This is a genomic window from Neobacillus sp. GCM10027624, from assembly GCF_042675345.1.
Taxonomy (GTDB): domain Bacteria; phylum Bacillota; class Bacilli; order Bacillales; family Cytobacillaceae; genus Neobacillus; species Neobacillus cucumis_D.
The window spans coordinates 460,080-472,158 of sequence record NZ_JBHTHD010000002.1 but is presented as its reverse complement, the minus strand read 5'-3'; the positions used below and the strand labels follow the sequence as shown (position 1 = coordinate 472,158).

The 12,079-nt window shown below is 35.8% G+C and carries 11 protein-coding genes; 6 read left to right on the top strand and 5 right to left on the bottom strand.

Annotation, left to right across the window (positions count from 1 at the left end):
• Positions 1–38 precede the first annotated feature (38 nt).
• Together ACFQZ9_RS02250 and ACFQZ9_RS02245 are read right to left on the bottom strand one after the other, a co-directional pair.
• Positions 39–521, bottom strand: a complete 483-nt coding sequence (locus ACFQZ9_RS02250) for a CBO0543 family protein (protein ID WP_498942132.1) — start codon at positions 519–521, stop codon at positions 39–41.
• Positions 522–1,248: 727 nt separating this feature from the next.
• The gene (locus ACFQZ9_RS02245) at positions 1,249–1,824 is read right to left on the bottom strand and encodes a dihydrofolate reductase family protein (RefSeq protein WP_498942131.1); all 576 of its coding nucleotides are present in this window, start codon (positions 1,822–1,824) and stop codon (positions 1,249–1,251) included.
• A gap of 141 nt (positions 1,825–1,965) precedes the next feature.
• Between ACFQZ9_RS02245 and ACFQZ9_RS02240 the strand changes: the two genes are divergently transcribed.
• Entirely contained in the window at positions 1,966–2,451 is a 486-nt protein-coding gene (locus ACFQZ9_RS02240) for a DinB family protein (RefSeq protein WP_498942130.1), read from the top strand.
• 515 nt (positions 2,452–2,966) lie between these two features.
• Here ACFQZ9_RS02240 and ACFQZ9_RS02235 read toward each other — a convergent pair.
• Positions 2,967–3,272 carry a DUF4870 domain-containing protein gene (locus tag ACFQZ9_RS02235; protein ID WP_198313846.1) on the bottom strand — a complete coding sequence of 102 codons (306 nt, stop codon included), beginning with the start codon at positions 3,270–3,272 and terminating at the stop codon, positions 2,967–2,969.
• Positions 3,273–3,932: 660 nt separating this feature from the next.
• Here ACFQZ9_RS02235 and ACFQZ9_RS02230 point away from each other — a divergent pair.
• Both ACFQZ9_RS02230 and ACFQZ9_RS02225 read left to right on the top strand, forming a co-directional pair.
• A complete protein-coding gene (locus tag ACFQZ9_RS02230; protein ID WP_498942129.1) occupies positions 3,933–4,952 on the top strand; it encodes a DUF3231 family protein in 1,020 nt (339 codons plus the stop codon).
• A 452-nt stretch (positions 4,953–5,404) separates the two neighbouring features.
• Entirely contained in the window at positions 5,405–5,743 is a 339-nt protein-coding gene (locus ACFQZ9_RS02225) for a YolD-like family protein (RefSeq protein WP_498942128.1), read from the top strand.
• Between the two features lie 298 nt (positions 5,744–6,041).
• Here the strand turns inward: ACFQZ9_RS02225 and ACFQZ9_RS02220 are convergent, their stop codons facing one another.
• Positions 6,042–7,181, bottom strand: coding sequence for an AbrB family transcriptional regulator (locus ACFQZ9_RS02220; protein WP_498942127.1), 1,140 nt, complete (start codon positions 7,179–7,181; stop codon positions 6,042–6,044).
• A 141-nt stretch (positions 7,182–7,322) separates the two neighbouring features.
• On the opposite strand from ACFQZ9_RS02220, the gene ACFQZ9_RS02215 reads away from it, so the two are divergent.
• Positions 7,323–8,195, top strand: coding sequence for a LysR family transcriptional regulator (locus ACFQZ9_RS02215; RefSeq protein ID WP_498942126.1), 873 nt, complete (start codon positions 7,323–7,325; stop codon positions 8,193–8,195).
• Positions 8,196–8,405: 210 nt separating this feature from the next.
• Here ACFQZ9_RS02215 and ACFQZ9_RS02210 read toward each other — a convergent pair whose 3' ends face one another.
• Positions 8,406–9,557: a pyridoxal-phosphate-dependent aminotransferase family protein gene (locus ACFQZ9_RS02210; RefSeq protein ID WP_498942125.1), complete on the bottom strand. Its 1,152-nt coding sequence runs from the start codon at positions 9,555–9,557 to the stop codon at positions 8,406–8,408.
• Between the two features lie 563 nt (positions 9,558–10,120).
• Here ACFQZ9_RS02210 and ACFQZ9_RS02205 point away from each other — a divergent pair.
• Both ACFQZ9_RS02205 and ACFQZ9_RS02200 read left to right on the top strand, forming a co-directional pair.
• Positions 10,121–10,777: a PIG-L deacetylase family protein gene (locus ACFQZ9_RS02205; protein WP_198313840.1), complete on the top strand. Its 657-nt coding sequence runs from the start codon at positions 10,121–10,123 to the stop codon at positions 10,775–10,777.
• Positions 10,774–12,072 (top strand): glycosyltransferase family 4 protein, encoded by a 1,299-nt coding sequence (locus tag ACFQZ9_RS02200; RefSeq protein ID WP_498942124.1) that lies wholly within the window; start codon positions 10,774–10,776, stop codon positions 12,070–12,072. The genes ACFQZ9_RS02205 and ACFQZ9_RS02200 overlap by 4 nt, the downstream gene beginning before the upstream one ends.
• Positions 12,073–12,079 lie beyond the last annotated feature (7 nt).

The window sequence follows — 12,079 nt, the reverse complement described above, 5'->3', positions numbered from 1 at the left end:
ATTTAACATAATTCAAGGGGCAGTCTAACTGCCCCTTTTTATTCATGAAATTTAGTTTTAAAAAACCAGTTGTGAAAAGCTTGTGTTAAGTAATCAGTTATCCAAATTGTTATAAAACTCCAATACCAAGTCCATTTTTTATATTTAATTAATTTTGTATATTTCACTGCAATTATTTCAAAGATGACGATTACAGAAGTACTAATAAAGCAATGCAGGATTTTTAAAAGGTTAGATTTATTTTTTGGATAGTACAAACTAAATAAAGCGCACAGTCCAGGATATATAAAGTATTCAAATGAAAAAGTAGCTTTATTTGCTTTTTTGAAAAATAAGCGAGATGGATAGGAAATTAAGTTTTTTTCTACCACTAGTAATCCAAAAATCCATGTTAGTGCTTGTTTAAATAAAAATACAACTAGTGATTCACGAATTTTATTTTTTGGCGTAAATTTTATTAATAATAATGACACAACTATCCAGGATGAAATTTCAATAGTTTTCTCTGCTTTGTATCTCATTAATTACCCCCTTAGTAAATAGTTTTTACTATTAGAATTGATTAATTCAATTTTTGTTTAAGGTAAAATTATAATACGAAGATAATATGAAATAAAACAGTAAAGGATTTTAAGCTAAGCTTTGTGATTCAAGAAGGATTAACGATCTTACTTGTAGGGTCAGTACCCCGATGAAGTATAGCGTTATATCGGTGGGGGACTGACCCCTTATGTCCCAACCAGCCTCAAACATGTTTCTACAAGTAGGGGGCGAACTGTTTAGCTGACGGGATCCAAGTCCCATGGGTGCTACTTTCTATCCCGGCTACCGTTATAATAAAACCATATAAAAAATGGTCAACCAGAAATATCTGGCTGACCTTATAATACGAACGGGTGCTTTACTTGAAGAAACTGAATTTTTGGACCTAAATGTGGTCTTTTTTTGCGGTTCTCTTTTTTCTTTAAGATTGTATTTTTTCAAACTTTAAGGTTAAAGTAATCATTCCATACCAATTTTTTATTTCGCTCTTTTTTTCATTAGTTTTTGATTGCCTGATTTTGCATTTTTTTATGGATCCTTAACCCAAATTGTTTTACCGGTATGATCTACTTCATGTTTGCGTCATCATCTTAGATTTAGGTTATAGTTAATCCTGATGTTGATCTAACGATAAGAAAACCGCCTGGTTGAAGAGGCGGCTTATTGAGCTATCGTATCCGTCGTAATCTGCTTTAGGAGAAAAGGTCATCTAACCGTCTGGTAATCGAGGGCTATGGCACCAGAATCAAATGTCTTGTTTTCAATCAGTTTAAGATTGATCTTCTCCTTGAGACCTTGGAATAACGGCAACCCGCTGCCGATCAGGACGGGAGAAACTGTAATTTTATACTCATCTATTAAATCAAGCTGCATAAGGTAGTGTGCTAACCTAGGACTGCCGAGGATGACCATATCCTTGCCTGGCTGCTGTTTGAGGTTCTTGATTTCTTCCTCGACATCTTCTTTCACCAGTCTGGAATTGTTCCATTCGACTTTCTCCAACGTCGTGGAAAAAACGATTTTGGGTGTCTTTTCGATCCACTCGGCATGATCCCGTTCATGCTGCGAAGCTGAGGGGTCAGAAGGCACAGATGTCCAGTAACTGTGCATCATCTGATAAGTCTCACGTCCCCATATGACAGTGTCGGCAGTACTCAGAATTTCTTTCGCGTGTTTCTCCAAGTCAGCATCGTATGAAACCCAGCCAATGTCCATTTCACCGTTCGGACCTTCTACAAAACCGTCAAGCGATGCGTGCAGAAATAGAACAAGTTTTCTCATTTTTAGTCTCCTTTGTCCATGAGGGATATTTTTTTATACTTCTTTACTTCCAATGTAAGTATAACCATTTTTTATAAATTTTGGTAAAAAAGTTCTATAAATTACACTATTTAAAATAAAATGGGACGAGGTGAGATTGGTATGGAAAAAACGGAATATGAATTGGTAAAACAAACAAGACAGATTTTATTAGACCAGTGTAAAGAATTGAACGAAAATGATTTTACAAAAGAATTTGGATTTGGTTTTCAAAGTATAAGAGATTCTTTAGTTCATGTGGCAGGTTGTTATCATGCTTGGCTGGGTTCTTTTACACTTTCAGAAAAAACATCACCCCTATTAACAAAGGAAGTAATCAATGAGATGCAGATAGGAGATATTCAACGTTATTTTCAACAAGCGGACAAATATGTAGATACTGTATTTGAACAATTCACTGATAAATTTGATGATATTATCGAAAAAGAACCTTCTTGGAAGATAGGCAGTGGAGCTATAAGGAAAACGCCACACCAATTACTAACTCATTCTATTACACATGAATTTCATCATAAAGGGCAAATTGTAGCAATGCTGCGTCTACTTGGTTACATACCTAAAAGTACAGACATATTGTGGGCTACCTGAGAGGGAGTTCGTAAAATAATAAAAAAACAGTTTTGAATAAAGATAGCCAAAAAAATGGCTTTTTTAAGCAAGTTTGTGAACAAATACACTTACACTAACGGGTGCAAGAACTAAGGAATGGGATGGCTGCGGCGATCCCGTTTTCTTTTTGTGCTAACTAAGTGTTAGTTGTACAATAATACCCAAATTTAATGAAATTGTTTGGTAAATAATTGGTGTCACTTTAGGAGGTAATCTGCACTTATTTTAAGTGCTATTTTGCACTATAAATAAATACAAAAAGCCCAATTTCTCAACATTAAAATTGAGAATTTGGACTTTTATCATTACTACAGGGTGACGCCCGTTTATGGAAGATCGTTATTGAAGCAATGCACTCTCATATCTATTCTTTTCAAGTATCCGTACAGAGCTAACATTCTCATGAATTACCATGGCATGGAGTATATAAAAGATTAAGTGATTTAAATACCACTTTCATCATCATTAAAACGATTAGATTTGTTTAGATTTAATCAAAACCATGATCCAATAATAGGATATCGAAAAGGACGGTCATTAATTGCTTTAACAATTCCAACAATCGGAGCTATTATAGCAATGAGTCCAAAAATAATGAGGAATGGAATCCCGATTAATATCCAAGAAAAAAAAGCAGACACTGAGATTAAAATACCAATTACAATATGAAATACCAAAGCCTGTAAGGATAAGCTTTTAATTTCTCGATCTGAAATAATAAAATATGTGATAATGGGAACTAGTATAGGTGCAAACCAAGTACTAGCATGAATCAATATTTTGAAACCCTTATTTTTCATTTAAAATTTACTCCTCTTTGTATCGTAATATTTAACAAAACTTTATTCATTAATCATTATAAAGTTTGGGTTAGAATAGTACATCAGGCTATGAACTAAATCGTTATACGACTTTGGTCGTAGTCCAAATCAAAATTCCAGTATGCGAACTATTCTTTTTTATTTTCCAATATATGGTATGATGCTGAGATTTCTCCATATTTTGCCCGATTGCTGAACAAAGTTTAAAATGTACACATTTATTATTTGTTACAAAACTCGTGGTTAAAAACTTTTTTAAATATCTTGCAACCAATATTATTATCAATTTATTCCTTTCATTTCCTCTTGTAAAATTCTTCACCCAGGTTGGGGTTTTGAGTTTAAAAAAATAAGACCTAAACATTTTTTCATTTTATCTGTTTCTATGGAATCATCATTTATATTTATCAATTATTAGTAGAGCGAGCTATCTATAAAGAATCTAACCAAAATTAATGAGATTGTGAATGTTTGTACTTAAACTCTAACGGGCAGAAATGGTTAGGAAGTAATTATAAATTGTTTTAGCTTACTGTATAAGGCAGTAGGCTTTTTTATTGAAACTACAATTACATATTGTTTGAAAAATAGGGGAATATTGTACAACAAAGGTTTGTTTGGTTAGATGGAGGTTTATTTATGGAGAAAGGCAATCAGGTTAAGCTTACATCAGCAGAGATAACAGCTCTTTGGGCATCCTATATTAATGATACTGCCATAGCTTGTAAGTTTAAATACTTTTTAACCATAGTTGAGGATGAAGAGATTAAAGCACTAGTCAAACATGCTTTTGGGATCGCTCAAGGAAATCTTAAAACACTAACTGAGATTTTTAACAAAGAAAAGTACCCAATACCTTATGGATTTAAACTTAATGAGGATGTAAATGTAAATGCTCCTAGGTTGTATTCAGACACATATTTTTTGAATTACCTCCACCAAGCATCACAAATTGCTCTGCAAGGATACAGTATAAATCTGTCAGTATCAGTTAGGGCAGATGTTTACAGTCATTTTAGTGAGTGTATTTCACAATTAATAAATTTTCTTAGGGAGGTAAAAGAGCTTTTATTATCTAAAGGTCTTTATATCAGGTCTCCTTATTTACCTGTACCAGATGATATTGATTTTGTTAAAAAACAAAGTTTTCTTAAAGGGTTTTTTGGAGAAAAGAGACCATTAGTTGGGACAGAAATATCAAACCTCTATGTTAATTTTCAAAGAAATGCTTTTGGAGTTGCAACCTTAATAGGATTTAGTCAAGTTGCAAAGTCAGAAGAGGTAGCCAAGTTTTTATTTAGAGGTGTAGAAATTGCAAAAAAGCATTGTGATGTTTTTGGAGCTATCCTTAGAGGGGATTACCTTCCAGTACCTATGTCATGGGATTCAGATGTAACAGAGTCTACAACTCATACTTTTTCAGATAGACTTATGATGTACTACACTACATCCCTTATTGCCCTAAGTATTGGTTTTTATGGTACAAGTATGGCAATGAGTCCTAGAAGGGATATAGGTCTGAATTATGTAAGGCTTACTGCTGAAATAGCTTTGTATGCTGAAGATGGGGCTAATATAATGATTAAAAATGGATGGCTAGAACAGCCTCCTATAGCTCCTGATAGGGATGAATTAATAAAAAAATGGAATCAATTATAATCCATATTCAAGTCCTTCTGCATAAAAACAGATAGGGCTTATTTTATTACATTAGGACTTAAGCAATTTCCTTCCAGATATTTTGTGAAGAGTTTCACTTAAACGAATGGGTGCAAGAGTTGAAGATGGAATCACTTCAGACGGTCCTTTAAGTATTTACAACTATAAACCAAGTTTTCTTATATCTGCAGGAAGCTACAACTATTGCACTGCAATTGTTTTTCGCAAAGTCCCAGCGAAACGAATTGTCGTTTAGTGTATTTGGCAGAATTTGAGAATTGTCGTCGTTTTCGAAGGGAAGGGTGTTTAGAATTCCTTCAGCGCTGTATTGCATCTTGTTGAGAAATCGAGGATGGTAATTTCTTTGTAATTAGAGCTGTATTAAGCAGCTCTTTTATTTTTCTATTCATATAGAACGTTCGTTCGCATATAATAATACCGAGGTGGTTATTATGACAATTCGTGATCGAGGCGTTATGAAATGGCAATTCGCGTTTGGACATCCCGAGCTAATAAAGGGGCAGCGGGATCTATGGCGAGACCAGGAACGCATTAATAAGCCAATCATAGACGAGGATCAAGCGGAGGAGTTCGACCTGCGAATACAGTATGCAACAGAATACAATCATGCGGTAAAGCTGACGGTATGGAATGACGGATTTACTTCAGTGATAACTGGCCGTGTTCATTACGTCGATCCAATAACGCATGAGCTGCGGATAGAAGTAAAAGCCGGTGAGTTTGAGCGGGTGGCGTTCGATAGTGTAGTCGGAGTGAAGGTCGTTGATTAAATAACAAAAACGGCAGCAAATTTACGCTACCGTTTCTATTCCTTTAAATGGGTGCTGATGGAAAGATGGGTGAGCTTGGTAACAACTGATAATGGAATATCGAGTTACCCTCTTGTGGCACACCAGCAGTGTAAATCCCAATTACGTTGGCACGCATAGGTGACGGTGGAGCAGATACAAAGCTTTCTACATTTGTTCGAATCCACAAAGTATCGCTGCACCTTTTTGTGAAAATAGATCTTATATGAAAATTCCAAACTTTTACTATATGAACCATAAAAAATTTAACGTAAAAAAATTAAAGGGATGGTTTAGATAAAAAGTGCTTTTTCTGCTCAAGATAATTTAACAATCTAAAAAATTGAGGCAAGATCACACATATAATTAGGATTCGAAGAACCTGTACGGCTACGACAAAGGTCGAGTCACCATGGAGGACGACAGAAGTTGTCGTCATTTCAGCAATCCCGCCTGGTGCGAATGCAAGGATAGAGGTGATTAGTGAAATCCCTGTTATTTTAGCAACTAAAACCGCACACATAAACATCGAGAAAATGAGACCGACCGTACTTAAGAAAGATACGATGATCGTCCGTTTTAACCCGATAAACATGCTTTTCTGAAAACGCGAGCCAATGCTTGCTGCAATCATGATCTGCGATAAAATGATTACTTCATGAGGCCACCACGAAACGATGTCACTGCCAATCATGAACGAACCAAGAGATTGGCCAATGGCAACCCCCACCATGCTTCCAATCAGCCAGGGAGCAGGAAACCGTAAAAATTTGATCAACCAGTAGCCCGCATAGGCAAATCCCATAAAGGCAAAAGTCCAAAGTAACATCTCGATTTTAAATCCCGGGTCTGCCAAAACCGGAAGGGGAACAGAATTCGCCGAATTTCCACTGTGTGAAGCCGAAATAGAAGCAATCAACGGAATCATTAGGATCACTAAAAACACGCGCATGGTTTGAATAATGCTGACAATAGCCGTATTTGCCCCTGCCTCTTCTGCAATCCCAGGCATGGCGGATAATCCACCAGGAGCCGTTCCGAAAAAGCTGGTCATCATATCCGTATTACTATATTTCCAGAGTACGAGACCGGAAAGTAAGGAAAAAATGATCGAAAGAAAAAGCATAAGAATGATGGCAAGCCAATTTTCTTTAAAAACATGCAAAAAAGTCAAGTTGATTTTTTGTCCCAAATGAATGCCTAGAATAAACTGCCCCATAAATAACCAGTATTTTGGCATCCCTTTTTGATTCTCATTACCCCTTAAAAAGGATGGCCTCCAAAAGGAAAGGAAAGCAGCTGCCAAAAATGTGCCGATCATCCATCCAATGGATAGGTCGGTCAATGAGATCAAGAATCCTCCTAAACTACTTATCAATATAAAACAAACACTGCGAAAAAAGGTGTTTTTTCCATTCATAATCTAGCCTCCTTGCATCAAAATATCCAATGAAGATTTCGTAATCTAAATATAGTATAATCAAAGCAATAAATAAAATATGGAATTTATATTGGAAACCATAATCAAAAGTTATTTCTTAAGGGATACAAGGTGATTTCGATGGATGAAAGAGACTGGATGGTTTTGCAAACCCTTTATCAAGAAAAAAATATAACCAATACTGCTAAAATACTGCATATTTCACAGCCGGCTTTAACCAATCGGTTAAAAACAATGGAAAGCTACTTTGGAGTTAAAATCGTGAATCGAAACTGGCGCGGAGTCGAATTTACTCCACAAGGTGAATATCTTGCAAAAAATGCACATGAAATGTTATTGCGAATCCAAAGGATGAAAGAAACAGTCCTGAATATGGAGAAAAAAATATCAGGTACATTAAGGCTGGGTGCTTCAACGTTTTTTACGGATTATAAACTTCCCGGATTATTAAAACTTTTTAAAGATCAATACCCTGATGTCGAGTTTAAAGTAGTAACTGGTTCCAGCAATGATATTGCCCATTTAATGTACAATCATGATGTTCATGTCGGCTTTTTAAAAGGGGAATATGGCTGGAAGGATCAAAAAAAGTTTCTCTTCGAAGAAAGCATTTGTATTGCTTCAAAAGAAGAAATAGACATGAACCGACTGCCCAGTTTACCAAGAATTGACTATGAAACGGATCCATTATTAAAAGCTGTAATTGATAACTGGTGGGCTGAAAATTATTCACAGCCTCCACTCGTTAGTATTAATGTGGATAAAGCAGATACTTGCAAAAAGATGGTCGGTTATGGCTTGGGCTACGCAATTATGCCAAGCATGAATATTGATGATCTTGTACATATCAATAAAATTGAAATTAAAAACAAGGAGGGAGAAAAAATCATTCGAAAGACATGGATGTTCTACCATGAAGAATCTTTAGAATTCAACGTAGTAAAGGCCTTCGTCGAATTTGTAGAGGGGATTGACCTTCAATCCATTACCTAGGGTGGGATTAGCTGGTCAAAAACGGAGGTACATGGGGAGTTGTATAACAATATTCATGTACCACCGTTTACATTAGCTGACACAAAAATTTATACCTGCTTTCTTTTACGATGCGGGCAATACGGAAATATTTTTAAAATTCCTAATGATGAACGAAACCCACTCCTTAAAAAAGAGTGGGTTCTATAGCGGGCAGACAAAAACTATCCCTTAATTTTCTCCTTTATAGGCATCTAGGAATAGTTGTCCAAGATTACCCTTTCCTTTGAAACCTAAATCACGTAGGCCATGATCGATCACAGTTAATACAGATAGAACTTTTTCCATGAAGGCATTTTCGCCCATATGACCAATTCGTAAGATGACATCTTCATATTGCGCCAAAGAAGTAGCGATAAATAAATTGTATGTTTCTTTGATATGTTGTTGTAATCGTAATGCGCCTATTTCTGCTGGAATGATAAGGGCCGTTACCGTATTGGAGCATCCTGATTCTAAGAATAAGGTTAGTCCATATTCCTGTATAGACTTCCTTACAGCGCGCGCAATTTTTGTATGTCGCTTATAAACAGCCATTTGTCCTTCTTTTAAAATATTGTCCAAGGCAACATCTAAAGCTTCAATATTGCCAGCGGGCATTGTATAAGGCAAGGTGCCTTTTTCAATATATCCCTCGAAAATTTGTAGGTTTGCATAAAATGATGCAATTGGCGTTACACGGTTATTCATTGCTTTTTTAGCGTCCTCACTAACGGAAACGATCGCTAAGCCAACAGGTGCTGAGATAGCCTTTTGCGTACCTCCACAGCAAATATCAATTTGATTTTGGTCGACATCGATGGGTTCACCAACCATACCAGCTACTGAATCTACCACTGTTAGAATGCCATATTCTTTTAGTACGGGAGAGAGTTGACTAACATCATTTAAGATGGACGTTGGTGTATCACAATGAACAAATGTTGCATATTTGAAGTCATGATCTTTTTCTAAAAAAGTGCGTAATTCTTCAACAGGTATGTCTTTATGATAGTCAAAACTTAAGACAACAGGTTCTCCTCCATACATTCTGACAAAATATTGAAAACCTTCACCATAGATCCCGTTATCGAGTACGAGGACACGGTCACCAGGTTCAGTTAAGCTCGCACAGGCCGCTTCCAAAGCTAGAATTCCTTCTCCAGCAAGCAGCAGTACTTCATTTGTAGTACCCATGACCTGGCCCATTTTTTGGCATACCTCATGGTAATAGTGGATGAATTCTTTATCAAAATCCGGGTTATTTGTTTTTTTAGCTAACGCCAAGCGTACATTCTCACGTACGTCCGTTGGTCCTGGTGCATAGTTTGGGTTATATCTCATATGTATCCTTCCTTTTTAAATCAGAGTATTTTATGGAGTAATAGTAGCAAATAATTGGTATATTTAAAAGGATCAATTTATCCTAACCTATAGGGGTTAGTTTAAATAAAATACCGATTTATGGATCTGATCTGGTTGGAATATGGTTTCTAACTAAAATGATAAAGAATAATGCATCGCCATTTTCCTGAACGAATGAGGTGCTTCTTTAATGAGCTGGCTTCGAAATGATGGCAGTCTTTTTTATATTAAATATATGGAGCCTTTTTTTATGTAAATGCATCTTACTATCGAACAACAAAATAAACATTTTTTTTCAAAAAAAAATCACAAAAAATACAGGAAACAAATGGAGGGAATCAAAATGATTTCATTATTTTTTATATGTATCCATACAGTTTTGGAAGGAACTTACTAAAGATAAAAGCAGCATTCCTGTATTTAAGGAAATATAAGGTAAAAACAAGCTTCTTTTTTGTCATTTTTGACTGTTTGTCCATATCATTAAGGCAATTATTTCCATATACTTCTAGAAAGAATTTTTTCTGGAGTTGATGTGTTTTATGAGTAAGAATGTACTAGTGATTGCCGCTCACCCCGATGATGAAATTCTTGGAAGCGGCGGAACGATAAAAAAACTAGTAAATAATGGGTACAGAGTCATTTCCGTCATTGCCGCAAAAGGACGAAAGGAAGAGGAACATCACATCAAACCTCTTATGTTAAAAGCCAACAAACAAATGGGGGTGGAAGAGGTAATTTTTTTGGAGTTTCCTAATCTATTATTAGAAACCAAACCTCTTCATGAAATCAATAAATCGATTGAAGCCTTATTGGATAAGTATGATCCATCTATTATATTTACCCATCATTATGGTGACACCAATCGTGACCATCAAATTTTGTTTCAAGCGGTATTAACGGCAGCACGGCCACTGCCTGGAAAAAGGCCAGTGGAAATTCTATGTTTTGAAACCGTATCCTCGAGTGAATGGAGTCAGCATACCAATGACAAAGAATTTAAACCAAATTATTTTGTCGATATAACAGACACAATTGAAGAAAAAATTAAATCTCTAGAGCATTATGACATAGAAATGAGACCATTTCCTCATCCGCGCTCATATGAAGGTGTAAAATATTTATCTCGAGTACGAGGAATGACCGTCGGTGTAGAATACGCAGAAGCATTTGAAATCATTAGGAGGGTATGGAAGTGAGCAAAGCTAAAGTGAGTGATTTGCCCCCATTGCCTGCTCATTTCCCATATCTAATCAAAGCCATGGATCAATATTACGGTGTAGCTTCAAATTTTGTGTATGAACCAATAATAAAAAAAGACAAGGCACCCGAAGGAAAAAAGGAAAACAAAAAGCTTCGAATTCTCATTACGACCTTTTGGGACTATCACGTGATTGGAGGTTTGCAAAACTATATTGCCACACTTAAAGCAGGATTGGAAAGGATTGGGCATGAAGTTGACGTTTTTTCGCCAGACCTGTTTCCAAAGGAATCAACGAAGGAAGTATATTCCAAAGTGAAAAGGTATTTCAAACAATTTTTTCAAGAACGCTACGGCTATGTTAGCAAAGGCATTCTTTCTAATATAAGCAATCTTTCTATTTATAAAATGATGTTAATGGATTTGAATCTGAGTAAATATGATATCATTCACGCACAAGATCGGTTCACTTGCAATGTGGTAGGAACAATAAAAGAGGCTTCTCAAAAACCAATTCTATTTACCCCTCATGGATTTATGACTTATTCCAAACTGAAGTTTAATTTAATTGAAAAGGGGTCAATTGAAGAACGTTATTTTTCTACTATTGACGAACAAGCGATAAAAAATGCAAATCAACTGATTATTCTTTGTGATGCCTTTCGACCGATTTTAAAAAAATTAGGAGCCAAAAATAGCTGCATGACCACGGTTTACACAGGAATCGATTTTGAGGTTAAAAAATCTCAGAATGGACAAAACAAAATAATTATAACCTGTGTTTCACGCCTTCGCCCGCGTAAAGGGCATAAGTATTTATTCGAAGCGCTATCTCTTCTTAAAGACGATTTATATAATGTAGAGGTCTGGGTTGTTGGTGATGGAGAGATGCGAGAGGAGCTTGAAAAGCAAATTCGGGAGCTTAAATTAAAGAATGTTTCTTTTTTAGGGAGCAGAAACGATATACCAAAATTGCTTAGGCAATCTGATATATTTGTTCAGCCAACCATTAGTGATACACTACCAATCTCGATTATTGAGGCAATGTTTGCTGGGCAAGCTATTCTGGCAACAAATGTGGGGGGAATCCCGGAAATCATTCAAGACAATGATACCGGACTTATTATTGAACCTGCTAATCCTAAGCAGCTAGCCGAAAAATTGTTATTGCTCGTGCAAAATCAATTGTTAAGAATAACACTTTCTAAGCAAGCTAAGAATTTTGCTGATGAACATTTGACGGTCACTAATATGGTTAAAGAAATAGATAAAATCTACCAATCACTATTATGAAAGGAGA